A 25218-nucleotide genomic window follows, 5' to 3' on the forward strand; every position below is an offset into this window, starting at 1 on the left:
GCCGCAAGGGGTGAGGGTCAGCCCTGCTGTCCGGCAGCGGCCACGTCCGGACGGGGTTCCCTCGGCGGCAATGGCTGTGGGTTGAGGAAGGCTTCCGTGATGAGCGGCGCCACCAGCTGCACCTGCCAGTGACGCGCACCGAGGGTTCGGAGTTCCGCACCGACTGACGATTCGCTGATCTCCGCAGGGGGCCGCCACGCCACCCGCCGCAGGAAGTCCGGGGTCAGCAGGTTCTCCAGCGGTAGGTTCAGCTGATCGGCCTTCTCCTGCAGGAGCGGCCTGGCGGTGGCCAGCCGGGCCGCAGCTTCGGGATCCCTGTCTGCCCAGACGCGCGGCGGGGGCGGCGCGTTTGTGGCAAGGTGCAGCGGCGGAAGTTCTTCCAGGTCCCGGGCCGCGGCAATGCACCGCAGCCACCGGGGAGCCTCGCGCTGCGCGGCACGCCCATGAAAGCCTTTAGTGCCCAGCAGCTGGGGCACGGTGGAGGGCATGGCCTTGGCCGCGGCAACCAGAGCGGAGTCCGGAATGAGCCTGCCCGGGGCCACGTCCCGCTTTTGGGCCAGGGAATCGCGTTCCAGCCACAGTTCCCGCACAGCTGCCAGCTGCCGCCGGTCACGGATCTGGTGGAGGCCGGAGGTTTTCCGCCACGGGTCAACACGCGGCGGGGCGAGCCCGGCGTCCAGGATGGCCGCAAACTCCTGTTCCGCGTACTCCAGCTTGCCGTCAGCTTCCAGGAGTTCAATCAGCTCTTCGCGCAGCTCCGTGAGGACCTCAACGTCGAGGGCTGCGTAGCGCAGCCATGGCTCAGGAAGGGGCCGGGTGGACCAGTCTGCGGCCGAGTGTTCCTTCGCAAGCCCGAACCCCAGCAGCTGCTCGATAACGGCAGCCAGGCCAACCCGCGGCAGGCCTGCCAGGCGGGCTGCCAGTTCAGTATCAAAGAGCCTGTCCGGCCACATGCCGAGTTCCGACAGACACGGCAGGTCCTGGCTGGCCGCGTGCAGGATCCATTCGACGCCGCGCAGGGCGTCGTTGATGATGTCCAGGTTGTCGAAAGGCTCCGGATCGATCAGCCACGTCCCGGCCCCCTCGCGGCGGATCTGGACGAGGAAGGCACGCTGTCCATAGCGGAAGCCGGAGGCCCGTTCTGCGTCAACTCCTGCAGGGCCGGTGCCTGCGGCGATGGCAGCCGCGCACCGCTCCAGCCCGGCTTGCGTTTCGATGACCAGCGGAACGCCGTCGCGGGGCGAATCGAGTTCGATGATTTGGGGGATGGGGCTGTCAAAGCCTTCCACCGTGATGTGGGGGGCGGTATCAGCAGCCGGAACACCGGCCGTGGTGTTTTCCGGAATGTTAGGGGTCATGATGCCTTTAGTTTACCGGCTGGCCGTTGGCCGTCTGGCCGCCGCTCCGCGCTGAAAGGCACAACAGCCGGGCTCCAAGCCGCACTGCAAGCCACCAGCTAGCTCCTGCGCCGGTTCGGGAGCTGGGTGACCCCGTCAGGAAGGGGTGGCAGGCCGGCAAAGGTGCACACCATGTCAGACCAGGCTTCGAGGTGTGCGGTTACGTCCGACGTGGCCGGAGTCCAGGACGCGCGAAGCTCGATGTCGATTGACCCGGGCCGTTCCGCAAGCGTTCCGAAGCTTTCCGAAAGAACCCTGGTGGCAGTGCCGCCGGCTGCGCGGTAGGGGGCTTTGTGGTTTTCGAGCGCCTCAACAAGCCAGGTCCAGGCCACTGTCCCCAGCATCTCGTCGTTTCCCATCTCCGGCTCCAACTGTGCGCGGATGTAGGTGACGATGCGGAACTCCCCGTCCCACACCGCGGAGCCCTCGGGGTCGTGGAGCAGGATGAAGCGGCCCGTTGCCAGCTCAGTTTCGTCGTCGTCCGCTGTTCCTGACGCGGCGGCCAGCGCCATCGCCGCAGGGCCGTGCAGGGGAGTGGCGGCCGTCCCGGGCCCCGGTGAGAGGACCTCCGCCCCCAGCGCCACAGCGAAGGGCGCGAGCCGAGCCGGCGCGGGAATCTCCGCCAGGTGGAGTTCCTCCCGGCACCGGGCTTTCCTGAGGGTTCCCAAGGCGTGAAGAAATTCCGGGGGAACCTTGTCAAGTGCGTTCACCTTCGCAGGTTACGCAACCGGGCTGGTGACGGCGGGAAGGCTCGCCGTCACCGGGCGCCGCCTAGCCGGACTGTCTGTTTCCCTGGCCTTGAAGTTCATGGCGGATTGCTGCAACGAAGGCATCGATGTCCTCCTCGGTGGTGTCAAACGAACACATCCACCGGACTTCCCCGGCAGCCTCGTTCCAGTCGTAGAAGCGGAAGGAGTTCCGCAGCCTGTCTGCCACTCCGGCGGGCAGGACGGCAAAGACGCCGTTGGATTCGGTTTTCTGTGTGGGCTGAACGCCCTCAATGCTGTCCACGGCGGTGCGGAGCCTGGTGGCCATGGCATTGGCGTGGGTGGCCGACCGCAACCAGAGGTCGCCTTCCAGGAGGGCGATGAACTGGGCGGACATAAAACGCATCTTCGACGCCAGCTGCATGTTCATTTTCCGGAGGTACACCAGCCCGTGCGCAGCCTCCGGGTTCAGCGCCACCACCACTTCGCCAAACAGCAGCCCGTTCTTGGTGCCGCCGAAGGACAGGATGTCCACCCCGGCGTCGCGGGTGAAGGCCCGCAGCGGGACCTGGAGGTGGGCTGCCGCGTTGGCCAGCCGGGCGCCGTCCATGTGGAGCTTCATGCCTTTGGCGTGTGCGTGGTCAGCAATGGCCCGCACTTCTTCCGGGGTGTAGCACGTTCCCAGTTCCGTGGTCTGCGTGATGGAGACGGCGAGCGGCTGGGCGCGGTGCTCGTCGCCCCAGCCCCAGGCTTCCCGGTCGATCAGTTCGGGCGTGAGCTTGCCGTCCGGCGTGGGGACGTGCAGGAGCTTGATGCCGGCAATGCGTTCGGGCGCACCATTCTCATCCATGTTGATGTGCGCGGTGGAGGCACACACCACCGCGCCCCAGCGGGGCAGCAGCGACTGCAGCGACAGGACATTGGCGCCGGTGCCGTTAAAGACAGGGAAGCACTCAATGCCAGCCCCGAAGTGTTCCTCCATCAGTTCCTGCAGCCGGGCGGTGTAGTCATCTTCCCCATAGGAGACCTGGTGGCCGTCGTTGGCTGCCGCCAGGGCCGCGAGGACCTCCGGGTGAACCCCCGAGTAGTTGTCCGAGGCGAATCCGCGGATGGTGGGATCGTGCAGCCGGGTTCCGGCGGCAGTTTCTGCTGTTGTAGTCATGGCTTTGCTCACGCTTTCAGTCTAAGTACAGTCAGGACGCCAGCAGCAGCCGGCTGCCGTTCAGGCCGGTGGCCCCGGTATCAAACAGGCCGACGACGGCGCGCGCCAGGTCTTCGACATCTGTTGCGCCCGGGAACTTGCGTTCCGGGTGGTTCCTTCGCAGGGCATCGTCCACGAGGGCCTTGACCACCAGCACGACGGCGGCACTCTCCGCGCCGCTGCTCACCACGCTGGCACTCTCCGCGCCGCTGCTCTTTCGGCCGTCGGGCTGGGCAGCTTTGCGAAAGCCGTCCGCGATTGCCATGGTCCAGGTTTCTGCAGCGGCCTTGGCGGCAACATAACTGGCCGTGGCCGCCGTCGGCTTGTCCACGGCTGTGGAGGACACCATGGCAAACCGGCCGCAGCGCGACCCGGCAATGTCGTCGAAGAAGATGCGCGACACGTTCCGGAGGGTGGTGATCGCGCCGCGTTCCAGGAAGTCCCAGTCCCCGTCCGTCTGGTCCGGGATGCCCTTGGCCCCCCGCCAGCCGCCCACCAGGTGGATGACGGCGTCAACAGCACCGGCCGCCGCTGACACCTCTGCCCGCAGCTGCCGAACGTCGTCCAGCTGGGCGAGGTCGCACACAAGTCCTGTCACGCCGTCGCCCGCTTCTTCGGCTGCGGCCTTGATTCTCGCCTGGTCCGAGCCGACCGTGAACACCCGGTGCCCTGCCTTGTGGAGGGCACGGGCGACAGCGATGCCCGAGGCCCCGCTGCCACCGGTGACCAGCACGTTCAGCCCCGGCGCCTGCGTGTCCGGCGCTGATTCCCCTGCCAATGGTTCTTGGGTCACAGAGCAGATGCTCCGGTGATCCCGGCAGTTGATTCGATGACAGGGCGCATCTTCTTCTCCAGTGCTTCGTAGAACATGGACAGCGGAAATTCATCATCCAGCACCTGGTCCGTCAGCCCGCGCGGCGGACCGGCCAGGGCCAACGCCTCGGGGCCCTTAGCCCAGACCGAAGCCGGGTTGGGCGTAACGGTAGCCGAGATCAGCTGGTAAGCGGCCAGCCAGTGCGCCTTCTTGGGGCGGTCGATGGACCGCCAGTACAGCTCGTCGATGGAGGCACCCAGGGCGATGACAGCGTCCGCCACCTCGTCCCAGTCGATGGTGAGCCGGGTGTCGGTCCAGTGCAGGACGTGCTGCTGGTGCAGCCATGCGAACAGGAGCTGCCCGCCCAGCCCATCGTAGTTGCGGACCCGGCTGCCGGTGATGGCGAAGCGGAAGATCCGGTCGAAGATGATGGCGTACTGCACCAGCTTCGCGTGGCGGCGCGCCTCCGGATCAGCGTCCTCATCCTTTTCGATGCGGACGGACTCACGGAAGGCCGTCAGGTCGCAGCGCAACTCCTCAAGGGAGTACAGGAAGAAGGGCATCCGTTGCTTGATCATAAACGGATCGAACGGCAGGTCGCCGCGCATGTGGGTCCGGTCGTGGATGAGGTCCCACATCACGAAGGTGGCCTCGGTCAGGTCCTGGTCGGCGAGCAGTTCCGCCGCGCCCGCGGGGAGTTCCAGGCGGGTGGTTTCGGCCGCTGCCTTCAGCACACGGCGGAACCGGGCGGCCTCGCGGTCGGCGAAGATGGCTCCCCACGTGAAGGTGGGAGTCTGGCGAACAGCCACCGTCTCGGGGAACAGCACTGCGGAGTTGGTGTCGTAGCCGGCGGTGAAGTCCAGGAAGCGGATGGGTACGAAGAGTTTGTTCGAGTATTCCCCGGCCTCCAGCCCGGCGATGAACTCGGGCCAGATCACCTCGATCAGGACCGCCTCGACCAGCCGGCTGCTGCTGCCGTTCTGCGTGTACATAGGGAAAACCACCAGGTGCTGGAGCCCGTTTTGGCGCTGTTCCTGCGGCTGGAAGGCCAGCAGCGACGACAGGAAGTCGGGGACGCCGAAGCCGTTCGCTTCCCAGGCGGCGAAGTCTTCGCAGACGGCGTCCAGGTAGCTGGCGTCGTGTGGAAAGGCAGGGGCAAGCGCGCGGACAGCGTCCACGATCTCGCCCACGTGCCGGGAAGCTTCTTCACGGGCGCCGGCATCCGGAATTGACCCGTCCTTCACCTGCAGGGATTGCAGGGCGGAAGCCGCGGTTTTGAGCTGGAGCCAGTGCTGGTTGTGCGCGGTTACTCCGGTAGAAGCGGCGATCAGTGTTTCGGTCATCGTCGGCTGCCTTTCTGGTTGCTTGCCATCTTTTGCGAGCGTAGCAAGCAACCAGCAGGACTAATCTCAAAAGAGCCGATGCCAAAGAAGTTCTAATGCTCGAGGTGCTTTGCAGCGCCTCGAGCTCCAGCGCTTCCAGTTACTCAGGCACCGGCCCGGGCTCGCTGACCTGCGGTTCTTCCCGCGGTACCAGTTTCAGGGAGACGGAATTGATGCAGTAGCGCTGGTCAGTGGGCGTTGCGTAGCCTTCGCCCTCAAACACGTGTCCCAGATGCGAATCACAGGTGGCGCACCGGACCTCTATCCGTTCCATCCCCAGTGTCCGGTCGTGGATGTACCGCACCGTGTCCTCAGCGAGCGGAGCCCAGAAGGAGGGCCAGCCGCAATGCGAATCAAACTTTTCAGTGCTGGTGAACAGTTCCGCTCCGCACGCCCGGCACTGGTAGACACCGGCTGTGTGCGTGTCCCAGTATTCGCCGGTAAAGGGCCGTTCCGTCCCCGACTGGCGGAGCACGTGGTATTCCTCCGGCGTGAGTTCCTGCCGCCACTCGGCGTCGCTCTTATGGACAGTGGGTTCGGCCGCGGGACCCTCAGGCGCCGGATCGGCAGCCTTGTTCCCGAAGATGCTGTTACCCAGGATGTTGTTTCCGAAGATGCTCATAGCCCTGTCAACGTTCAGGAGTCGCCGATAAATCCCGAACCTGCGTACAGGTGAAGGACGGGGAGACCCAGTTGGTCCTGGGCCTTGTTGGCCCAGTCGGTGTGGAAGGTGTCTGCCACGGCGTGCGGCCTGGTGATCACCACGGCCTGGGAAGCGCCGGTCTCCTTGACCTTCGAAACGAGGCCCTGCACCGCCCCGCCGTCCACTACTTCCCCGCTGACGCCGGCGCCCAGCCCGCCCAGCGCCGCCAGCGATACCGCAAGGGTTTCCGCTGCCTGCGCCCGCTCCACGGCAGGGTCCGGAGCGTGCGCCGTGAGTTCCCGGAACGCCTTGGCAATTTCAAGCAGGGACAGGTTTTCAAGGAAGTCCACCAGCAGATGACGCTCTGTGTTCCCCGGGACCAGCACAACGAGCCGGGTGTCTGCTCCATCCACCAGGCGCTCGATGTTCAGGCGGTCATCCGCCCCCAGGGGTTCTTCGGTCAGGATGACGATGGGATCACTCATGGCCCTAGCCTAGTCCGGCACCAGGTGCGCTGCACTCCTTCACGGGCAAGGCATTCCTGCACCAGGCCGCGGGAAATACGGCCCTGCGGTGCGGGGACGGTAAGAATAGTTCCATGGCACTTTTCCACCGCCCCCGCCCTGCTACGGTCCCGCATTCCCAGGATCCGGGAGCCGGTTTGTCCCACCGCGCGAAATGGGCCATTGGCACGGCCATCGGCGGTGGCGCCCTCGCCGGGCTGCTGGCCACAGGTTCCTCTGCGCTGGCTGTCTATTTTGCCCGCCGCGTCATCACCCCGGCCAGGCAGCGCGCCGAAAACCAGGAAGTCCTCGCGGTGATCCGGGACGGCCACAGGCAGCAAGTGATCCTTGCAGCCAACGACGACACCACGGTGGACGGCGTGTACGGATTCTTTTTCGACGGCGGAAAGGGGCATGCGCGCATCGGCCGCATCGTCTCGTACTCTCCCGCCGAACGGACAGTGGCGCGGGAGGTCGAAGCGGTCTACTCGGGTGACCTCAGCAAGGCGCGCTGGGGCTGGTGGAGCGGTGCGGTCCATCCGGACCCGGCCGCCGTCGGCCTTCCTGCGGAGGATGTGCTCGTTGAGGTGGACCGCGGACAGGCGCCCGCCTGGCTGGTCCGCGCCGGCGGGACAGCACGGACCTGGGCGGTTATGGTCCACGGACGGGGAGCCAGCAGGCAGGAGGCGCTGCGCGCCGTCGGGCCCGCCCTTGAGCTCGGCCTGACCAGCCTCCTGGTGTCCTACCGCAACGACGGCCTGGCGCCGTCCGCGGATGACGGACGCTACGGACTGGGCTCCACCGAGTGGCGTGACGTCGAAGCCGCCATTGAGTACGCGCTGGCCAACGGAGCTGAGGAGATCGTTTTGTTCGGCTGGTCAATGGGCGGCGCCATTTGCCTGCAGGCCGCCGACCTGTCGCGCTACCGGCACCTGATCAGGGCCATGGTGCTGGATGCGCCGGTCATCGACTGGGTGACCGTCCTGGCGCACCATGCGCGACTCAACCGGATCCCCTCGCTGGTGGGGCGTTACGGGCAGCTCATGCTGGGGCATCCGCTCGGGCGTCGGCTCACCGGGCTGTCCGCACCGGTGGACCTCAAGGTCATGGACTGGGTGTCCCGTGCAGTGGAACTGCGGACTCCCACCCTGATCATCCACAGCGTCGACGACGAGTACGTGCCCTATAAGCCCTCGGCGCTCCTGGCGGAAAGAAACCCGGAAATAGTCACCTTCGAGGCCTTCAGCCATGCCCGGCACACCAAGGAGTGGAACGTGGATCCCGAACGCTGGGAAAACGTGGTGAAGGCGTGGCTGCGCCAGCAGCTGGCGCCCCGGCTGAACCCGGGCGGGGTCCGGCAAGGATCCGACGGTGCCGTGGCGGACCGGGTTCAATAAGACCTGTTTGTCCGGGTGGCGCCAGTGGCTGAACCAACCGGGACGTGGTCTCAGCCGATGGGGTGACCCTGGCTGCAGGTGCTCTCGCCCGGCAGAATCTCGTGCCCTTGAAGACACGTCACTGATGGTGGTGGCGGGTTTTCGTGGGCAATAAAGAAGAGGCTGCTCTTTCCGTGGCTGATGGCGGTATCTTCGCGCCGGAGCCAGGAAGTGTGGTGGTTTTTCCCGGTGTCCTGGCCCGGATCATGCGGGGAGTGTTTGAATGGATTTTTGACCACGGTGACCGCGACCTTCCAGTGCCGTCGCTGCTTCTGCAGTGAACCGCCGGTACAACGATTATAGGCCCGCAGCAGGAGGATCAGCCGTGCCTGTCCGGGGCCTACGGGGCGGACAGCGAGCTGATGGGAGCGGTGACGGCGCCGGTGAGGCGGACGAGGTCTCCAGGGGCGAGCTCGATGTCCAGGCCGCGCCTGCCTCCGGAAACCAATAGTGTCTCGAGTGCCAGCGCGCTGCGGTCCAGCACTGTGGGGGAGGGTAGCCGCTGGCCCAGCGGGGAGATTCCGCCCAGCACATATCCGGTACGCCGCTGGGCGGCAGCGGGGTCTGCCATTGCCGCTTTCTTTGCTCCCAGGGCTGCCGCGAAGGCCTTGAGGTCCAGGGTGCCGCTGACGGGTACGATGCCCACCGCCAGCTTGCCTTCCACCTCAACCATCAGCGTCTTGAAGACCTTCGAGGGATCCATGCCGAGGACCTCGGCGGCCTCGGCGCCGTAACTGGCTGCGGAGGGATCGTGGGCGTAGGGGTGCAGCACAAAGGGAACTCCGGCTGCCGCCAGTACGGCGGTGGCCGGAGTTCCCTGTGCTGCGCTTTTGCGTCCCGTCAATGTTTTGGCAGCTAGGAGCGGATGGCGGGCGAAGCCGCAACCTTGCGTTTGATCCTGCCCAGCATCGCCGTCATTCCCCGCATGCGCAGGGGCGTGATGGCGCGGGTCAGGCCCAGCAGCTCCGGCATATCGTCGGGCACGGAGAGGATCTCTTCAGCGGACAGTCCGTCCAGGCCTTCATGCAGGACGCCGGCGAAACCGCGCGTGGTGGGAGCCTCCGGAGGGGCCTTGAAGAAGAGCCGCACGGCAGGTGCCGGCCCGCCGTCGTTCTTCTCCGTCTCAATGGTGAGGAACAACGGCGACTGGCACTCTACAACCTGCTCGAGCAGCTCGGGATGGTTGGTCAGCCGCTCAGGAAGCTCCGGCAATCCCTCGGAGAATTCCAGCAGCAGCTGCAGCCTCTCGGGTTCGGTCAGGGACTGGAAGTCGTCCACGATCGCTGCAAGGGCGGAAGGCAAGGCTTGAGTAGTCATCAGTCCAAGTTTACGCGGGACACCCGCGTTAGACTCCCACTGCCAGCGGAACGGAACCGCGCTCGGCGCCCTTCACGATGGGAACGCGCACGGCATTGCCCCACTCGGTCCACGAACCGTCATAGTTGCGGACGGACTCGAAGCCGAGGAGGTACTTGAGGGCGAACCAGGTGTGGCTGGAACGCTCTCCGATCCGGCAGTAGGCCACGACGTCGTCACCTTCGGTGAGGCCCGCTTCGCCCAGGTAGATGGCATCGAGTTCCTCCCGGCTGCGGTACGTGCCGTCGGCAGCGGCAGCGCGTGCCCAGGGGACGGACGCTGCCGTGGGGATGTGGCCTCCGCGTAGGGCACCTTCTTCCGGGTATGCGGGCATGTGGGTGCGCTGGCCGGTGTATTCCTCGGGGGAGCGGACATCGATGAGCGGGCCGGTGCCCAGGTGCGCCAGGACGTCTTCCTTGAAGGCGCGGATGGGGGTGTCGTCACGCTCCACCACGGGATAGTTACCCCGGGCCGGTGACGGCTTGTCCTTTGTCAGTTCGCGGCCTTCGGCAATCCACTTGTCCCGGCCGCCGTCGAGGAGCCGCACGTCCTGGTGGCCGAAAAGGGTGAAGACCCACAGAGCGTAGGCAGCCCACCAGTTGGACTTGTCACCATAGATGACAATGGTGCTGTCCCGCGAGATACCCTTCGACGACGCCAGTTCGGAGAATGCGGTGCCGTCGACGTAGTCGCGGGTGACTTCGTCGTTCAGATCGGTGTGCCAGTCGATTTTTACGGCGCCGGGAATGTGCCCGGTTTCGTACAGGAGCACGTCCTCATCGGACTCCACCACAACCAGCTGGCCCTTTGCTACGGCTCCGTTATTGATGGCGGCAGCAAGCCATTCGGTGGAAACCAGGCGCTCGGGGTGGGCGTAGGCGGCAAACTTCTCGTTTTGTTCAACTGGGTAGGACATATTTTTGCCTTTCATCGAGAACACGGCCGACCCTTGGGACCGGCATGGGACCTTCTCCCACCCTAGCCACCGCCTCCGGCGGTGTCCGTTTTCCGTTAACAGGAGGAAATGTTGCCTTGGTCACGCTGCGGGGCCCGGGGGTCCGGTTCACCAGGGCCGGGTGGCGGGTTGCCGGTATCCTTTCTGGGAACCAACCACCAGCAGAACGGACCACCTTGGTACAGATCGAACAGCTTGCCGCCCGAACTCCGTCCGTATCGGTGGATGAGCTCCTTAAGGGATTTTTTCCCTCGCCACGCTTCGGCGAGGTCTCCTTTGCGAGTTACCGTCCCGATCCCAAGCAGCCCAGCCAGGCCCACGCCGTCCGTGCCCTCGAGGGTTTCGCCGGGGGCGTCGGGGCAGGTGACGGGGGCGGGCTGTTCAAGAAACTGTTCGCCAAAAAGGACACGTCCCGCGCGGGGATCTACCTGGACGGCGGGTTCGGCGTCGGCAAGACCCACCTGCTGGCCTCGCTCTGGCACGCAGCACCCGGGCCCAAGGCCTTCGGCACCTTCGTGGAGTACACCAACCTGGTGGGCGCGCTGTCCTTCCGCAAAACGGTGGACGCGCTGAGTGGTTACAAGCTCGTCTGCATTGACGAATTCGAGCTCGATGATCCGGGCGATACCGTGCTGATGTCGCGGCTGATGCGCGAACTTGCCGACGCCGGCGTGAAGCTGGCAGCCACCTCCAATACCCTGCCGGGCTCCCTGGGTGACGGCAGGTTCGCGGCGGTGGATTTCCAGCGCGAGATCCAGGTCCTCGCAGACCAGTTCGATGTGATCCGGATCGACGGCGAGGACTTCCGCCACCGCGGACTGCCGGCCGCACCATCGCCCCTGAAGAACAGCGAACTGTCCGCCCACATGAAGGCGGAGTTCGACGGCAAGACGGTGGCGCAGGACGAGTTCAGCACCCTGATTGCACACCTGGCCGGCGTCCACCCGAGCCGCTACCGCCAATTGATCGACGGCATTGACGGGGTGGTGTGGCGCAACGTCAATACCATCACCGAACAGGCGGTGGCCCTTCGGTTCGTGGTGCTGGCGGACCGGCTCTACGACAAAGACGTGCCCATCCTGGCCAGCGGCGTTCCCTTCGACAAGTTGTTCACGGAGGAAATGATGACGGGCGGGTACATGAAAAAGTACTTCCGCGCTGTCTCCCGCCTTACAGCCCTGGCCCGCGAGGGCCAAAACCACGAGCCGTCCTAGCCGGACTCAGCGTGGCGCGATATCAGTAAACGGACGGGCCCTGCCGGGACCCGGCGTCGTACGTTCCACCGCAGCCGGGGGGAGCGGGCGTTAAACGCCAAAGGTGCGGGCGCCGCCTCCCGGCGGGACCCGCACCCCGTTGACGTACTAGGGCAAAGCCCTGGCCAAATCCTTTACGGAGCCTTGTCAACCGGCGGAACCGGGTTGACCGGCGGAACCTGCCCGGGGGCAGGTGCCTGGCCCGAAGTTCCGTTCTTGTCAATGAGCTTGGAAGCGCCATGCTGGATCTTGCTGACGTGACCTGAGTACTTGCCTCCGGTCTTGGTGTCGACAAAATCACCGGCCTTGCTGATGCCGTTCTTGATGGCCTGCTCGTTGCCGTGGATAAGACCCTGAGCCTTGCCCTTTAGGTCGCCAATCAGTCCCACGAGCACCTCCCTTCAATCGCGGAGCCAGGTCGCTCCTCCGCCTAAGATCCTAGCCCTGCCCGGGAGGCATGCCAAGGTAAAAGGGGACTTTGAGCGTTCACCGCCAGCGGATGCAACTGCATCGGCAGGAAAGGGGCATGAAAAAAGCAGCTCCGGGGAGCTGCTGTGTGGGCGATACTGGGATCGAACCAGTGACCTCTTCCGTGTCAGGGAAGCGCGCTACCGCTGCGCCAATCGCCCGGAACCGGAAGCCCGGCTGATGGGATTGTGGGAAATAAGAGAGCGGACGACGAGATTCGAACTCGCGACATCCACCTTGGCAAGGTGGTGCTCTACCAGCTGAGCTACGTCCGCATATGAAGTACGCTCCAGCTACAGCCGGCCGTACTGCATGAAGCAAGTTTCCTTGCTTGGTGGGCGATACTGGGATCGAACCAGTGACCTCTTCCGTGTCAGGGAAGCGCGCTACCGCTGCGCCAATCGCCCATGTTTGTCCGGAATGACCCGGAAACCATGGTTTTCACCGAGGTGGGTACGGGATTCGAACCCGTGTATACGGCTTTGCAGGCCGCTGCCTCGCCTCTCGGCCAACCCACCGTGTAAGCGTCGATTCACAAAGAATCTTTGCCGTGACAGTGTCCTGCGAGCGGACGACGAGATTCGAACTCGCGACATCCACCTTGGCAAGGTGGTGCTCTACCAGCTGAGCTACGTCCGCATTTTGGAGGGCCGATTCGCTGCCGTTCCCGGCATTTCCTCGCTTTCCAACGAGTAAAAACAATATAGGAGGTTCCGGGATTCTCCAAATCGGCGGGTCTTTGTGAAGGAACAATGCCGCCGCTTCCCTGCAACGGCGTGGATTCTGCCGACTTACATGGGTGTAATTCACTAGGGCGCCCGGGCGTTCCGTCGGTTTATGGGCTGCTTGTGCAGGGGAGGGGGACGCCATTGTTTCCTGCTCAGCGCCGGCGCGTATCACCGGTCCTGCTGCACGGGCTAATGCCCCTTCTGCCGTCGGCGGGCGCCGATTTCCGAAATGGCTGCAAGGTCCGCTACCATTCAAATGCATCAGGGCGATTGGCGCAGTGGTAGCGCGCTTCGTTCACACCGAAGAGGTCACTGGTTCGAACCCAGTATCGCCCACCGCATATTGGTCCGTTTCCGCTTATCCGCAGCGGGAACGGACCTTTTTTGTGCGCCCGGACATTCTGTCAGCCCCCTGTGAAAGAGTCTTTGTTATGACTGCTCCACTTCTTGCCCACGCCACGGAATACGGGCGGATGTACGCCCGGTCCACCTCTGAGCATTTTTCCGTGCCGTCCATTACCACTGTGATCGGCCAGCAGCCGCACGGTCTTGACGGCTGGTTTGGGTATATGGGCGCGAGTAGCCTGGCGAAGGATCCGCTGCTGGCCGACTGCCTGGGCAGCCCTGCCAAAATCAAGCAGGCGGTCAACCGCGCGGCCAAGGCTGCGGAGACGTACCGGGACGAGGCCGCCAGGCGCGGGGACCGCGTCCACTTCTACTGTGAGCAGGTGGCCCTGCGTGCCCTCGGCCGGCCGCACGCCATGAGGGAAGCGCGCGAGGCCCTGGCGTCCAACGGGGAGGAAGCTTTTGCGGTCCGCTTCGATGAGTGGTGGGAGCTCTTCAGGGTGGAGCCCATTGCCCCGGAAATCACGGTCTGGAACAACGCGGTGGGCTACGCCGGCACCCTTGACCTGGTGGCGAGGATCAACGGACGGGTTTGCCTGATCGACTACAAAACCAAGGGCACCACCCGAGACGGCCTGGTTAAGCCGCTGGACGACAAAGTGGTGATGCAGCTGGTGGCCGGCATGAAGGCCGAAGAGAGCCTGGTGGACCCGGTGGCAGGGACGTGGGAGCCCTGGAAGTACGGCGATAACCCGGTCTTGCTGGCTGTAGCCATCGGCGAAACAGAGGTCCGCCCGGTACGCGCCAACCCGGACGTCCTCAAACACCACTGGTGGAAGTTCTGTGCCTTGCGGCGCGTCTGGGAGCTTTCCGCGGACACCCTGTCCGCAGGTGCGGCACTGCTGCCCATTGCCCCGCCGCCGCTGCCGCAGGCGCAGCCCGCCTGAGGGCGCAGGACCGGAACTGCCTGTTGTTCGTCTGCGCCTAAACTGGATTGGTCCCCTTTGCCGCCTACCTTAAGGAAAAACAGCCCATGGCTATTCTGAATATCCGCATCATCGGTGATCCTGTGCTCCGCACAGTGGCCGATCCTGTTACGGAATTCGGGCCTGAGCTGGCCAAACTGGTGGCGGACATGACCGAGACCATGGAAGACGTGGACGGTGCCGGCCTCGCCGCACCGCAGGTCGGGGTAAGCAAGAGGGTGTTCACTTACCGGATTGACGGCGTGGAAGGGCACATCATCAATCCGGTGCTGGAAAACAGCGAGGATTTCCAGCCGGACCAGGTGGAGGGCTGCCTTTCCATCCCCGGGTTGGGCTTCCCGGTTCGGCGTTTCCGCTCTACCCGCGTCACCGGCGTGGACATGCAGGGGAACCCCGTGTCATTGGAGGGCGAGGGGATGCTGGCGCGCTGCTTCCAACATGAGAACGACCACCTGGACGGGATCCTTTATACGGACCGGCTGGAGGGGGAGGACCGCAAGGCTGCCCTGCGTTCCATCCGCAACGCCAACTATGACTCCGTCACGGAACGGACGACGGCGAAGCGTGCCAAGACGGTCGGCTCAAGTTTTGGCGGTTCAAGCTTCGGCGGCACGGCGTCCGGGTCAAGCTTCGGTGCCAGCGCGGCTGGTGCCAACGGGTGAGGGTACTTTTCGCCGGGACACCCGCCGTCGCTGTCCCGTCTTTGAATGTGCTGGTCGAAGCAGGTTTCGACGTAGTTTCCGTGCTTACAAGGCCGGATGCTCCAATTGGCCGGAAGCGCGTCCTGACTCCGTCGCCTGTTGCTGCCCGGGCAGCGGAGCTGGGGATCCACGTCATCCACGCTGCCCGGATTGATGCGGAAGCCATCGGCAGGATCTCTGCGGTGAGCCCGGATGTGGCCGCGATTGTTGCCTACGGCGGACTGGTTCCCCCGGCCGCCCTGCCGATTCCCCGGCACGGTTGGATCAACCTGCACTTCTCCCTCCTTCCGTCCTGGCGCGGCGCGGCGCCGGTGCAGCGGGCTGTTATGGCCGGCGACGACGTCACCGGTGCCGTGACCTTCCAGCTCGAGGAAGGCCTGGACACCGGGCCGGTATTCGGAACCCTCACCGAAACGGTGGGCCCGGAAGATACCGCCGGCCAACTGCTGGAACGGTTGTCCCACAGCGGGGCGGTGCTCCTGGCCCAGACGCTTTCGGCGCTCGACGCCGGTAAGGCCGTTGCCCTTCCGCAAACGGGTGACATTTCCCTTGCCCCCAAGCTGACCCTCGAGGACGGGCGCCTCGATTGGAAACATCCGGCCCTGGCCATTGGCAGGCAGGCGCGCGGGGTTACTCCTGAGCCGGGAGCGTGGACGGTGTTGGATGGACAACGAATCAAGCTCGAGCCCGTCCGCCTGCGGCCTGACATCTCAGGTTTGGCTCCCGGGTCCCTGTCACTTCAAGGCAAAAGCGTCCTGGTGGGAACAGGCTCACACGGCGTCGAGCTGACCCGGATCCAGCCTGCGGGCAAAAAGATGATGGCCGCTGCCGATTGGGCACGCGGTATGGCTTCCCTTGAAAGCGTGGTGTTCGAATGAGCGGTTCCGGCGGCAACCAAAGCGGTCGCGGCAATGCCGGGGGCGGAGGCTCAGGCGGCGGGCAGCGCGGGAAGGGAGACGGCGGCCGCGGCAACGGCGGACCGCGGGATTCCAGCAATCGCAACGCCAAGGGCAGGGAACGGAACCGCAGCGCCCAGCGCAGTTTCACCGGCAATGCTCCCTCACAGCGCACGCGCAGGGCGGATCCGGCCCGGCTGGTGGCGTTCGAAGTCCTCCGTGCCGTGGCCGCCGAGGACGCGTACGCGAACCTGGTGCTGCCGGCACGGATCCGGCACCACGGGCTGGACAAGCGGGACGCCGGCTTCGCCACAGAACTCAGCTATGGGGCTCTCCGCGGCCAGGGCACCTACGACGCCATCCTGGCCCGCTGCGTGGACCGTCCGTTGGACCAACTGGACCCGGCCATCCTCGATGCCCTTCGGATCGGGGCCCATCAGCTGCTGGCCATGCGCGTCCCGGCGCACGCCGCACTGGACCAGACCGTTGGCCTGGCCCGGGCAGTCATCGGTGCAGGACCGTCGGCCCTCATCAACGCCGTCCTCCGGAAGGTCACTGCCCACAGCCTCGAGGAGTGGCTCGAGCAGTTGGTTGCGGGAGAAACCGACGAGACCAAGGTGGCTTCCCTCCGCTACGCCCATCCCGAGTGGATCGTCCGCGCCATGCGCCAGTCCCTCGTGGCACACGGGCGCTCTGCCTCGGAAATCACTGACCTTCTGGAAGCTGACAACGCCGCACCCGTAGTCAATCTGGTGGCCCTGCCCGGGATCGGAAACCTCGACGAGGCTTTGGAAAGCGGTGCCACCCCCGGTGAGCTGGTGGAGGGCTCTGCCCTCTCCAGCGGCGGAGACCTGGGCCGGCTTGCCTCGGTCCGGGAAGGCAGCACCAGGGTCCAGGACGTTGGTTCACAGCTGGTGGCACGCGCCATGGCTGCAGTTGACCTCGGCGGACAGCGGCAGGATGGAGCCGACGGGCGTCCCAACGCAGACGGGTCCGGGAGCCCTGCCGAGGCCTGGCTGGACCTGTGCGCGGGGCCAGGCGGAAAGGCTGCCCTGCTGGGTGCGCTGGCAAGCCAACGCGGCGCCACCCTGCTGGCCAACGAACCTGCTCCGCACCGGGCAAAGCTTGTAAGCCAGGCACTTTCGGCGGTGCCGCGGGATACCTGGCAGGTCCGCACCGGGGACGGCCGGGAGGTAGGGACGGAAAAGCCCGGGGTCTTTGACCGGGTGCTTGTCGACGTACCCTGCAGCGGGCTGGGCGCGCTGCGGCGCCGGCCGGAGTCGCGCTGGCGCCGTACTCCCAAGGACCTTGCAGACCTGGGGCAGCTTCAGCGTGACCTCCTCAAGTCGGCACTGGCAGCAGTCCGGCCCGGGGGAGTGGTGGCCTACGTGACCTGCTCCCCCCACCCGGCCGAAACCACGGCTGTGGTTACCGACGCCCTGCGCAAACGCGATGACCTTGAACTGCTCGAAGCCGGCCAGGCCTTGGACAGCGTCAGCCTGACCGGAAACCTCGGTGCCGGACATGAGTCAACCGCCCAGCTGTGGCCCCACATCCACGGCACCGACGCGATGTTCCTTGCCCTGATCCGCAAAATGCCCTGATCCGTTTAATTTGATCCGTTCAACCTGATCGAAAAGGCCGTGCCCGGCATGGAACGGGCCGGTAAAAACTGGCCACAAAAGCGCAACCCCTGAAAGGCTCCCCTGTGACGCAATGCTGCATTAACCCGAGCATCCTGTCTGCCGACTTCGTCAACCTTGAGGCCGAACTGCAGCGGATCAGCAATGCAGATGCCGTGCACGTGGACGTGATGGACAATCACTTCGTGCCCAACCTCACCCTCGGGCTGCCGGTGGTCCAGCGGATCCAGGCCGTGAGCCCGGTTCCGCTGGACGCGCATCTGATGATCGCCGACGCCGACCGCTGGGCCCCGGGTTTCGCCGACGCGGGTTTGGCCTCCGTTACCTTCCACGCCGAGGCTGCCATTGCCCCCATCAAGCTGGCCCGCGAGCTGCGCGCCCGGGGTGCAAAGGCAGGGATGGCGCTCCGTCCCGGAACTCCGGTGGAGCCGTACCTGGACATGCTTCCGGAGCTGGACATGCTGCTCATCATGACGGTGGAGCCCGGATTCGGCGGCCAGGCGTTCCTGGATGTGACCCTGCCGAAGATCCGCAGGGCAAGGAAGGCCATCGACGGCTCGGGGATTGGCGTGGCCATCCAGGTTGACGGCGGCATCACCGAGGACACCATCATCCGTGCTGCGGAGGCAGGTGCCAACGTCTTCGTGGCGGGCTCGGCGGTGTACGGTGCAGAGGATCCGGCCGCAGCCATTGACCGGCTGCGGGAAGCCGGGAGCCAAAAGTTACGCTCCGCGGCGGAATAGCCGGGAGCCGCACGCGGTTATGGCACAATAGCAACACACATACGTGCTCCGGGGTCGGTGTAAGTCCGAACCGGCGGTGACAGTCCGCGACCCGCGAGCCGGTGGTTTTCCTTCCGAGGAAGTCCCCGGCGGACGGTTGAACCGGTGAAATTCCGGTACCGACAGTTAAAGTCTGGATGAGAGAAGCACGTACAGCTGTTTCTGCGGCGTCACTCGACGCCGCAGCCTTCTGCTGTCGTATATCCCCGGAGCCATCGCGGTTCTAGAGGGAAGGAACGACACAAGCACTATGAACCTGCTGCGATGGCTCTTATCGGCCACCACTCCTGCTGCCGCCATGCCCGGCAGCACAACCAGCGAGGCCCCCGCATGACGGCCGAAGTCGTGACGGCCTTTACTGCTGCCGAAACCGCCGCCATGGACAAGGCCCTGAAGGCGGCCCTTCATGGTCCCCGCGGCGCGAACCCGTTGGTGGGCGCCGTCGTCGTCGATTCCGAAGGCCGGGAACTCGTCGCGGGTTTCCACCGCGGCGCGGGAACAGCCCACGCCGAGGCGGACGCCATTGCCCGGGCAGCTGCCGCCGGGCTTGATCTTTCCGGTTGCACCATGATGGTCACCCTGGAGCCCTGCAACCATATCGGCCGTACCGGCCCTTGCGCCCAGGCGATCATCGACGCCGGAATAACGGACGTGGTCTACGCCGTGGACGATCCCCATGATCCCGCCGCCGGCGGTGCCGCCACCCTTCGGCAGGCGGGCGTCCGCGTACGCAGCGGACTGGGTGCTGGCGAAGCACTGGACCTGAACCGTCATTGGTTTGAGGCAGTAGCCGCAAAACGCCCGTTCGTCACCCTGCACATCGCACAGACCCTGGACAGCCGGATCGCCGCTGAGGACGGCACCAGCCAATGGATTTCCAGTCCGGAATCCCTGGCTGACAACCACGCCATCCGGGGCCGCATCGACGCCATCCTCGTGGGAACCCAGACCGTGCTGGTGGACAATCCCCGTCTCACTGCCCGCGGCCCCGCAGGGACGCCGGCTCAAAAGCAACCATTGCGGGCCGTGATGGGGTTGCGGGACATCCCGGCAGATGCTGCCATCCACGGGAGCGACGGCCTGGTAACCCACCTGCAGACCCGCGACCCCCAGGAAGCGCTGGCCACCCTTTACGGTTCCGGCATCCGCCACCTGATGGTGGAGGGCGGATCAAGCATCCTCAGCGCGTTCCTCGCCGCCGGGCTCGTCGACGAACTCATCATCTACCTTGCCCCCACGCTGCTGGGTTCCGGAACCCCCGCCCTCACCGGCCTGGGCATCACCACCCTCGCCGATGCCCAGCACTGGGAGTGGGACCCGTCCGACGGCGGGGCCGTCCGCACGCTGGGCCGGGACCTCCGGCTCCACCTCCGACCGCAACGCGCCGTTGCCCCAGACCCACAACCGTCCCGCCCCAGCGCGGAGCAAGCCCAGGGAGGCTACTGATGTTCACCGGAATTATCGCCGAGCAAGGGCACGTTCTGTCCGTTCAGAGGGACGGGAACGCCAGCGCCACCGTCCGGCTGCACGCCCCCGGCACTACCGAAGGCCTCGGTCTGGGCGGGTCCATCGCCGTCAATGGCGTATGCCTCACTGCCACCGAAATCGACGGCAAGGAATTCAGCGTAGACGTGATGGGGGAGACCCTCGTCCGCAGCACCATCGGTGAGTTGGCTGCGGGGGATGCCGTCAACCTTGAGCGTTGCGTCCCTGCCGGCGGAAGGCTGGACGGGCACGTGGTGCAGGGCCACGTGGACGGCGTCGGCGTGCTGGTCGAACGCGAGCCCCTGGGCAACTGGGAAAGGCTCCGGTTCGGGGTGCCAATCAACCTGGCCCGTTACATCGCGGAAAAGGGATCAATCGCCATCGACGGCGTTTCACTCACCGTTACCATGGTCAGCCACGCAGCTGAACAAAGCCCCTGGTTCGAGGTGGGACTCATCCCCACCACCCTTGCCGAAACCGGCCTCGGTGCCAAAAGCACCGGCAGCAGGGTGAACCTGGAGGTGGACGTCCTGGCCAAGTACACCGAGCGGCTCCTCGCGTTCAGCACCCCCGCTCCTGCCGCTGTTGAGGGAGGAACACCGTGAACGCCGCCGTCGGATTCGAAGCTGACGTGGCCGGCGCTGCCGTCCCCGCTGCCCCGGGAGGAGCTGCCGTGCCGTTAAACACCATCGAGGAAGCTGTGGCGGCCATGGCCGCCGGAAGGCCGGTCCTGGTCGTGGACAACGAGGACCGGGAAAACGAAGGCGACATCATCTTCGCGGCCCAGCACGCCACACCCGCGCTGATGGGCTGGACCATCCGCTACAGCTCAGGAGTCATCTGCGTGCCGCTGTCCGGCGAGCGCGCCGACACCCTTGCCTTGCCCCCCATGGTGGCTGTCAATGAAGACGCCAAAGGCACGGCCTACACCGTATCCTGCGACGCCGCCGTCGGCGTCAGCACCGGCATCTCCGCCACCGACCGTGCCCTCACCGCCCGGGTTCTTGCCGATCCGCGGACAGGGCCGGCGGCCGTGACCCGTCCTGGGCATATTTTCCCGCTCCGCGCAGTTGACGGAGGTGTGAGGGAACGCCCGGGCCACACCGAAGCTGCGGTGGACCTGTGCCGCCTTGCAGGCGTCGAGCCCGTAGGCGTTATCGCCGAAGTGGTGTATGACGACGGCGAGATGATGCGCCTGGACGGGCTCCGGGTGTTCGCGGCGGAGCACGGCTGTCCACTGATCTCCATTGAGGATTTGGTGGCCTACCTTGCAGCAGGGACAGGCGGCGCTCCGGTTCAGGGCGTCCGGCCGGTACCGGCCGGGGAGAAGGAGGAACGATGACGGTATCTGCGGCCAGCAATGGCCACTATCAGAACGGCTATCACCCGGAGCGGACCGGCAGCGGAGTGGTGCCCCATCCCGTCAGCGGCGGGCCCATCGTGCAGCTGCCCACCGCCTTCGGCGACTTCGTGGCCCAGGCCTGGACCGATCTCGTCACCGGCGCTGAACATCTGGCTGTCAGTTCCCCCAACCCGCCCCGGGACGGCAAGGCGCCCCTGGTGCGGCTCCATTCCGAGTGCCTCACCGGTGATGTGTTCGGATCGTACCGCTGCGATTGCGGCGAGCAGCTTGCGTACGCCCTGGAACTGATCCGTGAACAAGGCGGTACCCTGCTGTACCTGCGCGGCCAGGAGGGGCGCGGCATCGGCCTGGCAAACAAGATCAAGGCATACGCGCTGCAGGAGGCAGGCTTTGACACGGTAGAGGCCAACGAGCAGCTGGGGCTGCCCGTGGACGCCCGGTGCTACAACGCCGCCGCCCAGGTGCTTGCCGAGATGGGCCTTCACGAGGTCCGCCTGCTGAGCAACAACCCGGACAAGCAGAACAGATTGGCCAGGGCCGGGGTGAAAGTGGTGGAGATGGTTCCCACCGAAGTCCCTTCCCGGGACCAGAACCTCCGCTACCTCCAAACGAAGAAGGACAGGATGGAGCACCGCCTCCTCCTGGACACCCACGTGGCCCCCGTGCCTGTTGCCAGCCCCACTACCTTTACCCACCAACAAGACTGAACGGAACAGCACTGACTTATGAGCGGACACGGCGCCCCCGATATCGACCTCACCACCCTCAACCCGGACGAAACGTCCCAGCTGCGGCTGGCCATCGTTGCGGCCAGCTGGCACACCCAGATCATGGACGGGCTCCTGGATGGCGCACTTCGCGCCGCCAAGGACGCCGGGATCGCCGAGCCCACCGTCCTGCGCGTGCCGGGCAGCTTTGAGTTGCCCGTCGCAGCCGCGCGGCTGGCACCGCACTTCGACGCCGTCGTCGCCCTCGGCGTCGTGATCCGCGGCGGTACGCCGCACTTCGAGTACGTCTGCCAGGCGGCGACGTCAGGCCTCACCGACGTGAGCGTGCGCACGGGCGTTCCGGTGGGCTTCGGAGTCCTGACCTGCGACACCGAACAGCAGGGCCTGGACCGCGCAGGCCTTCCCGGCTCAAAGGAAGACAAGGGCCACGAAGCCGTCACGGCGGCGCTGGCCACCGCCGTCGTCCTGAAGCAGTACAACAGCTAGCAATCTGCGCCGCGGCGGGCGCGGTGTGTGTCTTCACTCACATCGTGCCCGTCATCCAGCGGCCCGACAGGCGCCCTGCACGCCGCAGCAAGTAGGCTGGAGGGCGTGAAGAATTTCGAGACGCTGTTCGCTGAACTCAGCGAGAAGGCAGCCACCCGCCCGGAAGGCTCCCGCACCGTCGCTGAATTGGACTCCGGTGTCCACGGCATCGGCAAGAAAGTCGTTGAGGAAGCAGCCGAGGTATGGATGGCTGCCGAATATGAATCCGATGAAGCGGCGGCCGAGGAAATCTCCCAGCTGCTGTACCACCTGCAGGTTCTGATGCTCGCCAAAGGCCTGACCCTGGAAGACGTCTACAAGCATCTGTAGCCACCGGTCCGGCGTGCCTTTGCCGCCGGTGCCCGCCGTGGCCTGCATTGCCTGACTTCTTAGACCTCCCGAATCCAGAAAGATTTCCCATGCTGCGAGTAGCCGTCCCCAATAAGGGTTCCCTGTCCGAAGCCGCCTCCGCCATGCTGTCCGAAGCCGGCTACCGCCAGCGCCGCGATACCCGCGAACTGGTCATGGTTGACCCGGACAACGACATCGAGTTCTTCTTCCTCCGTCCCCGCGACATTGCCGTTTATGTAGGCCAGGGAACGCTCGACGTCGGCATCACCGGGCGGGACCTGCTGCTGGACGCGGAGGTGGAAGCCGAGGAACTGCTTCCGCTGGGATTCGCTGCCTCCACTTTCCGCTTCGCCGGTCCGGTAGGGGATTTCGCCAAGGTGGAGGAGCTGGAGGGCAAGCGGCTGGCCACAAGCTATGACGGCCTGCTCCGCGGCTACCTGGCCGACCGCGGCATCAACGCCAAGGTGGTGCGCCTGGACGGCGCCGTGGAATCCTCGGTCCGGCTGGGCGTTGCGGACGCCATCGCGGACGTCGTCGAGACGGGCAACACCCTCAAGGCAGCAGGGATGGAGATTTTCGGCGAACCCATCCTGAAGTCCGAAGCCGTCCTGATCCGGCGGACTGAAGGTGGAGGCGCCGCGAACGGCACCACCAAGGAAATTGAGGTCCTGATCCGGCGCCTGCAGGGTGTGCTGGTGGCCCGCCAGTACGTCCTGATGGACTATGACATCCGCAAGGAACTCGTGGAACAGGCCGCTGCCCTGACGCCCGGCCTGGAATCACCTACGGTTTCTCCGCTGCGGGATTCTGAATGGGTTGCGGTGCGTTCCATGGTGCCCAAGCGGGAAACCAACCGGATCATGGATGAGCTGTACGACCTTGGCGCCCGCGCCATCCTGGTGAGCAGCATCCACGCCTGCCGTATCTGATTCCGCCCGCCCAGCAGCACTCCCGCACCACAGAATTCCAGGAGTTCCCATGGCAGTAGCCGTACGCGTCATCCCCTGCCTCGACGTCGACGCCGGGCGCGTCGTCAAGGGCGTAAACTTCGAGGGTCTCCGCGACGCCGGCGACCCCGTGGAACTGGCCCACCGCTACGACAACGCCGGCGCCGACGAACTGACCTTTCTTGACGTCACCGCCTCCTCCGGCAACCGCGAAACCACGTTCGATGTGGTCCGCCGGACCGCCGAGGAGGTCTTCATCCCGTTGTGCGTCGGCGGCGGCGTCCGTGGTGTGGCAGAGGTGGACAAGTTGCTGCGTTTCGGTGCGGACAAGGCCTCCATCAACACCGCAGCCGTTGCCCGGCCCGATGTCATCGACGAGATCACACGGCACTTCGGCTCCCAGGTCCTCGTCCTGTCCGTCGATGCGCGGCGCACCCGCCCCGGGTCCCGGCCCACGCCGTCGGGCTTTGAAGTGACAACCCACGGCGGACGCACCGGCACCGAAATCGACGCCGTCGCATGGGCAAAGGAAGCCGCCGACCGGGGTGTGGGTGAAATCCTCCTCAACTCCATCGACGCGGACGGGACCAAGGACGGCTTCGACCTCGAGCTCATCAACCTGGTCCGGGCCGCCGTCAAAGTGCCCATCATCGCCTCCGGCGGCGCGGGGGAGCCGGCACACTTTCCGCCAGCCGTCGCAGCCGGCGCTGACGCCGTACTGGCCGCATCAATTTTCCACTGGGGCCCGGACGACATGATGTCCCAGGTCAAAACGGCCATCAGGGAAGCGGGCTTCGAAGTACGCTAACCCAACTGACTGGCAGTTGTTGTCGTTTTGGACGCTGATAACGACAACAACTGCGAGTTAGTTGGGTTAGAGTCCCACTTCGGCTGACTGCAGAAGCGCGACGGCGTCCGGCTGGCCTTCGAAAGTGACCAGGGCGTGCCGTGTTCGGCCGTGCGCGTGCATGAGCAGTTCGCCCGGCTCGCCGACAATGGCTACAGAAACGGGGGCGCGCTTGGCAACATGCCGCGGTCCTGAAGGCCGCACCAGCACGATGCCCAGGTCTACTCCCCGGTACAGGATGGCCGCGCGCTTGACGAGTTCATCCCACAGGGCGTCCGAATAGGCTTCGTCCAGTGCCCTCGGCGCCCACCGGTCCACTGCGCGCCGGACGTCTTCGGTGTGGACGAAGTACTCGATCAGGTTGGCGCTCTCATCCAGCCCCTTGATCTTCAGGGGCGAAAGCGCAGGCGGCCCGGCACGGAAAGTGTTCACCAGCCGGGTGTAGGCCTCGGCCGTGGTCAGCTTTTCTGCGAGTTTTGCGGTGGCCTGGTCGGACGCTTTTGCCAGCCGCTTGATGATCAGGCCCAGTCCCACGGCGGCTTTGCGTTCGCGCAGGTAAAGGTGCGCGGCGAGGTCCCTGGTGCGCCAGCCCTTGCAGAGCGTGGGCGCGTCAGGACCGGCCGCAATGAGGGTTTCGGCCAGGACTTCTCGGGACGGATCAACGAAATGCATCACTTGGAAAACTAGCACGAGAGCCGCGCAGTTGGGCAGCACGTCCACAGGGGCCGGCCTACCTTCGTTCACACAGGAATCGGGGCAGGGCCAAGGCACTAGAC

28 protein-coding genes, 6 tRNA genes and 1 riboswitch are annotated in these 25218 nt (G+C 65.5%); of the genes, 17 read left to right on the top strand and 17 right to left on the bottom strand.

Annotated elements, in window-relative coordinates; genetic code table 11:
- Window positions 1–17: 17 nt before the first annotated feature.
- The 7 genes from AC5RTE_RS00690 to AC5RTE_RS00720 all read right to left on the bottom strand — a co-directional run bounded on the left by AC5RTE_RS00690 (window position 18) and on the right by AC5RTE_RS00720 (window position 6629).
- The gene (locus AC5RTE_RS00690) at window positions 18–1358 is read right to left on the bottom strand and encodes an HRDC domain-containing protein (RefSeq protein WP_494039503.1); all 1341 of its coding nucleotides are present in this window, start codon (window positions 1356–1358) and stop codon (window positions 18–20) included.
- Between the two features lie 98 nt (window positions 1359–1456).
- Complete coding sequence (locus AC5RTE_RS00695) at window positions 1457–2107, bottom strand: DUF3000 domain-containing protein (RefSeq protein ID WP_494039504.1); 651 nt, start codon at window positions 2105–2107, stop codon at window positions 1457–1459.
- A 61-nt stretch (window positions 2108–2168) separates the two neighbouring features.
- A complete protein-coding gene (locus AC5RTE_RS00700) occupies window positions 2169–3266 on the bottom strand; it encodes a threonine aldolase family protein (RefSeq protein ID WP_494039505.1) in 1098 nt (365 codons plus the stop codon).
- A gap of 31 nt (window positions 3267–3297) precedes the next feature.
- Window positions 3298–4098, bottom strand: coding sequence for an SDR family oxidoreductase (locus AC5RTE_RS00705; protein ID WP_494039506.1), 801 nt, complete (start codon window positions 4096–4098; stop codon window positions 3298–3300).
- On the bottom strand, window positions 4095–5462 hold the full coding sequence (locus AC5RTE_RS00710) for a DUF6421 family protein (protein WP_494039507.1): 1368 nt from the start codon (window positions 5460–5462) through the stop codon (window positions 4095–4097). The genes AC5RTE_RS00705 and AC5RTE_RS00710 overlap by 4 nt, the downstream gene beginning before the upstream one ends.
- A 139-nt stretch (window positions 5463–5601) precedes the next feature.
- A complete protein-coding gene (gene msrB / locus AC5RTE_RS00715) occupies window positions 5602–6123 on the bottom strand; it encodes a peptide-methionine (R)-S-oxide reductase MsrB (RefSeq protein WP_494039508.1) in 522 nt (173 codons plus the stop codon).
- 14 nt (window positions 6124–6137) lie between these two features.
- Window positions 6138–6629 (bottom strand): hypothetical protein, encoded by a 492-nt coding sequence (locus AC5RTE_RS00720; RefSeq protein ID WP_494039509.1) that lies wholly within the window; start codon window positions 6627–6629, stop codon window positions 6138–6140.
- Window positions 6630–6742: 113 nt separating this feature from the next.
- On the opposite strand from AC5RTE_RS00720, the gene AC5RTE_RS00725 reads away from it, so the two are divergent.
- Entirely contained in the window at window positions 6743–8044 is a 1302-nt protein-coding gene (locus AC5RTE_RS00725) for an alpha/beta hydrolase family protein (protein ID WP_494039510.1), read from the top strand.
- Window positions 8045–8187: 143 nt separating this feature from the next.
- Window positions 8188–8364 carry a hypothetical protein gene (locus AC5RTE_RS00730; RefSeq protein WP_494039511.1) on the top strand — a complete coding sequence of 59 codons (177 nt, stop codon included), beginning with the start codon at window positions 8188–8190 and terminating at the stop codon, window positions 8362–8364.
- Between the two features lie 59 nt (window positions 8365–8423).
- Here AC5RTE_RS00730 and ybaK read toward each other — a convergent pair whose 3' ends face one another.
- Genes ybaK through AC5RTE_RS00745 form a run of 3 tightly spaced genes read right to left on the bottom strand, consistent with a single transcriptional unit; the run spans window position 8424 to window position 10355 of the window.
- Window positions 8424–8927, bottom strand: coding sequence for a Cys-tRNA(Pro) deacylase (gene ybaK, locus AC5RTE_RS00735; RefSeq protein WP_494039512.1), 504 nt, complete (start codon window positions 8925–8927; stop codon window positions 8424–8426).
- Window positions 8928–8938: 11 nt separating this feature from the next.
- Entirely contained in the window at window positions 8939–9400 is a 462-nt protein-coding gene (locus AC5RTE_RS00740) for a SufE family protein (protein ID WP_494039513.1), read from the bottom strand.
- Between the two features lie 28 nt (window positions 9401–9428).
- The gene (locus tag AC5RTE_RS00745; RefSeq protein ID WP_494039514.1) at window positions 9429–10355 is read right to left on the bottom strand and encodes a sulfurtransferase; all 927 of its coding nucleotides are present in this window, start codon (window positions 10353–10355) and stop codon (window positions 9429–9431) included.
- Between the two features lie 215 nt (window positions 10356–10570).
- Between AC5RTE_RS00745 and zapE the strand changes: the two genes are divergently transcribed.
- A complete protein-coding gene (gene zapE / locus AC5RTE_RS00750) occupies window positions 10571–11608 on the top strand; it encodes a cell division protein ZapE (protein ID WP_494039515.1) in 1038 nt (345 codons plus the stop codon).
- A gap of 173 nt (window positions 11609–11781) precedes the next feature.
- Here the strand turns inward: zapE and AC5RTE_RS00755 are convergent, their stop codons facing one another.
- The 6 genes from AC5RTE_RS00755 to AC5RTE_RS00780 form a co-directional block, all read right to left on the bottom strand.
- Window positions 11782–12036, bottom strand: a complete 255-nt coding sequence (locus tag AC5RTE_RS00755; protein ID WP_494039516.1) for an antitoxin — start codon at window positions 12034–12036, stop codon at window positions 11782–11784.
- A gap of 168 nt (window positions 12037–12204) precedes the next feature.
- Window positions 12205–12276: transfer RNA gene (locus tag AC5RTE_RS00760), tRNA-Val, on the bottom strand.
- 41 nt (window positions 12277–12317) lie between these two features.
- Window positions 12318–12390, bottom strand: a tRNA-Gly gene (locus AC5RTE_RS00765).
- A gap of 57 nt (window positions 12391–12447) precedes the next feature.
- Window positions 12448–12522: transfer RNA gene (locus AC5RTE_RS00770), tRNA-Val, on the bottom strand.
- 40 nt (window positions 12523–12562) lie between these two features.
- Window positions 12563–12633, bottom strand: a tRNA-Cys gene (locus AC5RTE_RS00775).
- A 48-nt stretch (window positions 12634–12681) separates the two neighbouring features.
- Window positions 12682–12754, bottom strand: a tRNA-Gly gene (locus tag AC5RTE_RS00780).
- 353 nt (window positions 12755–13107) lie between these two features.
- Here AC5RTE_RS00780 and AC5RTE_RS00785 point away from each other — a divergent pair.
- The 14 genes from AC5RTE_RS00785 (at window position 13108) to hisF (ending at window position 24403) form a co-directional block, all read left to right on the top strand.
- Window positions 13108–13179, top strand: a tRNA-Val gene (locus AC5RTE_RS00785).
- Window positions 13180–13274: 95 nt separating this feature from the next.
- The gene (locus tag AC5RTE_RS00790) at window positions 13275–14135 is read left to right on the top strand and encodes a cytochrome (protein WP_494039517.1); all 861 of its coding nucleotides are present in this window, start codon (window positions 13275–13277) and stop codon (window positions 14133–14135) included.
- Between the two features lie 86 nt (window positions 14136–14221).
- Window positions 14222–14836: a peptide deformylase gene (gene def / locus AC5RTE_RS00795; RefSeq protein WP_494039518.1), complete on the top strand. Its 615-nt coding sequence runs from the start codon at window positions 14222–14224 to the stop codon at window positions 14834–14836.
- The gene (fmt, locus tag AC5RTE_RS00800) at window positions 14833–15753 is read left to right on the top strand and encodes a methionyl-tRNA formyltransferase (protein WP_494039519.1); all 921 of its coding nucleotides are present in this window, start codon (window positions 14833–14835) and stop codon (window positions 15751–15753) included. Before def ends, fmt begins: the two co-directional genes overlap by 4 nt.
- Complete coding sequence (locus tag AC5RTE_RS00805; RefSeq protein ID WP_494039520.1) at window positions 15750–17375, top strand: RsmB/NOP family class I SAM-dependent RNA methyltransferase; 1626 nt, start codon at window positions 15750–15752, stop codon at window positions 17373–17375. Before fmt ends, AC5RTE_RS00805 begins: the two co-directional genes overlap by 4 nt.
- Before the next feature lie 104 nt (window positions 17376–17479).
- A complete protein-coding gene (rpe, locus tag AC5RTE_RS00810) occupies window positions 17480–18157 on the top strand; it encodes a ribulose-phosphate 3-epimerase (RefSeq protein ID WP_494039521.1) in 678 nt (225 codons plus the stop codon).
- 39 nt (window positions 18158–18196) lie between these two features.
- A riboswitch (FMN riboswitch) is annotated at window positions 18197–18350 on the top strand.
- Window positions 18351–18526: 176 nt separating this feature from the next.
- Window positions 18527–19642, top strand: coding sequence for a bifunctional diaminohydroxyphosphoribosylaminopyrimidine deaminase/5-amino-6-(5-phosphoribosylamino)uracil reductase RibD (gene ribD, locus AC5RTE_RS00815; protein WP_494039522.1), 1116 nt, complete (start codon window positions 18527–18529; stop codon window positions 19640–19642).
- A complete protein-coding gene (locus AC5RTE_RS00820) occupies window positions 19642–20286 on the top strand; it encodes a riboflavin synthase (protein ID WP_494039523.1) in 645 nt (214 codons plus the stop codon). The genes ribD and AC5RTE_RS00820 overlap by 1 nt, the downstream gene beginning before the upstream one ends.
- Window positions 20283–21023 (top strand): 3,4-dihydroxy-2-butanone-4-phosphate synthase, encoded by a 741-nt coding sequence (gene ribB, locus AC5RTE_RS00825; RefSeq protein ID WP_494039524.1) that lies wholly within the window; start codon window positions 20283–20285, stop codon window positions 21021–21023. The genes AC5RTE_RS00820 and ribB overlap by 4 nt, the downstream gene beginning before the upstream one ends.
- Window positions 21020–21751, top strand: a complete 732-nt coding sequence (gene ribA / locus AC5RTE_RS00830; protein WP_494039525.1) for a GTP cyclohydrolase II — start codon at window positions 21020–21022, stop codon at window positions 21749–21751. Before ribB ends, ribA begins: the two co-directional genes overlap by 4 nt.
- Window positions 21752–21769: 18 nt before the next feature.
- Entirely contained in the window at window positions 21770–22258 is a 489-nt protein-coding gene (ribH, locus tag AC5RTE_RS00835) for a 6,7-dimethyl-8-ribityllumazine synthase (protein ID WP_494039526.1), read from the top strand.
- A 105-nt stretch (window positions 22259–22363) separates the two neighbouring features.
- Entirely contained in the window at window positions 22364–22627 is a 264-nt protein-coding gene (locus AC5RTE_RS00840) for a phosphoribosyl-ATP diphosphatase (RefSeq protein WP_015936881.1), read from the top strand.
- Between the two features lie 89 nt (window positions 22628–22716).
- Entirely contained in the window at window positions 22717–23577 is an 861-nt protein-coding gene (hisG, locus tag AC5RTE_RS00845; protein ID WP_494039527.1) for an ATP phosphoribosyltransferase, read from the top strand.
- Between the two features lie 49 nt (window positions 23578–23626).
- Complete coding sequence (hisF, locus tag AC5RTE_RS00850; protein ID WP_494039528.1) at window positions 23627–24403, top strand: imidazole glycerol phosphate synthase subunit HisF; 777 nt, start codon at window positions 23627–23629, stop codon at window positions 24401–24403.
- Window positions 24404–24469: 66 nt separating this feature from the next.
- Here the strand turns inward: hisF and AC5RTE_RS00855 are convergent, their stop codons facing one another.
- A complete protein-coding gene (locus AC5RTE_RS00855; protein WP_494039529.1) occupies window positions 24470–25114 on the bottom strand; it encodes a TIGR03085 family metal-binding protein in 645 nt (214 codons plus the stop codon).
- Between the last annotated feature and the right edge of the window lie 104 nt (window positions 25115–25218).

This window comes from Arthrobacter sp. K41 (genome assembly GCF_059089645.1).

Coding starts and splice junctions, on each gene's coding strand:
- AC5RTE_RS00690 (WP_494039503.1), bottom strand. CDS start 1,358: ATGACCCCTAACATTCCGGAAAACACCACGGCCGGTGTTCCGGCTGCT.
- AC5RTE_RS00700 (WP_494039505.1), bottom strand. CDS start 3,266: ATGACTACAACAGCAGAAACTGCCGCCGGAACCCGGCTGCACGATCCC.
- AC5RTE_RS00710 (WP_494039507.1), bottom strand. CDS start 5,462: ATGACCGAAACACTGATCGCCGCTTCTACCGGAGTAACCGCGCACAAC.
- msrB (WP_494039508.1), bottom strand. CDS start 6,123: ATGAGCATCTTCGGAAACAACATCCTGGGTAACAGCATCTTCGGGAAC.
- AC5RTE_RS00720 (WP_494039509.1), bottom strand. CDS start 6,629: ATGAGTGATCCCATCGTCATCCTGACCGAAGAACCCCTGGGGGCGGAT.
- AC5RTE_RS00725 (WP_494039510.1), top strand. CDS start 6,743: ATGGCACTTTTCCACCGCCCCCGCCCTGCTACGGTCCCGCATTCCCAG.
- AC5RTE_RS00740 (WP_494039513.1), bottom strand. CDS start 9,400: ATGACTACTCAAGCCTTGCCTTCCGCCCTTGCAGCGATCGTGGACGAC.
- AC5RTE_RS00745 (WP_494039514.1), bottom strand. CDS start 10,355: ATGTCCTACCCAGTTGAACAAAACGAGAAGTTTGCCGCCTACGCCCAC.
- AC5RTE_RS00790 (WP_494039517.1), top strand. CDS start 13,275: ATGACTGCTCCACTTCTTGCCCACGCCACGGAATACGGGCGGATGTAC.
- def (WP_494039518.1), top strand. CDS start 14,222: ATGGCTATTCTGAATATCCGCATCATCGGTGATCCTGTGCTCCGCACA.
- AC5RTE_RS00805 (WP_494039520.1), top strand. CDS start 15,750: ATGAGCGGTTCCGGCGGCAACCAAAGCGGTCGCGGCAATGCCGGGGGC.
- ribD (WP_494039522.1), top strand. CDS start 18,527: ATGACGGCCGAAGTCGTGACGGCCTTTACTGCTGCCGAAACCGCCGCC.
- AC5RTE_RS00820 (WP_494039523.1), top strand. CDS start 19,642: ATGTTCACCGGAATTATCGCCGAGCAAGGGCACGTTCTGTCCGTTCAG.
- ribA (WP_494039525.1), top strand. CDS start 21,020: ATGACGGTATCTGCGGCCAGCAATGGCCACTATCAGAACGGCTATCAC.
- ribH (WP_494039526.1), top strand. CDS start 21,770: ATGAGCGGACACGGCGCCCCCGATATCGACCTCACCACCCTCAACCCG.
- hisG (WP_494039527.1), top strand. CDS start 22,717: ATGCTGCGAGTAGCCGTCCCCAATAAGGGTTCCCTGTCCGAAGCCGCC.
- hisF (WP_494039528.1), top strand. CDS start 23,627: ATGGCAGTAGCCGTACGCGTCATCCCCTGCCTCGACGTCGACGCCGGG.
- AC5RTE_RS00855 (WP_494039529.1), bottom strand. CDS start 25,114: ATGCATTTCGTTGATCCGTCCCGAGAAGTCCTGGCCGAAACCCTCATT.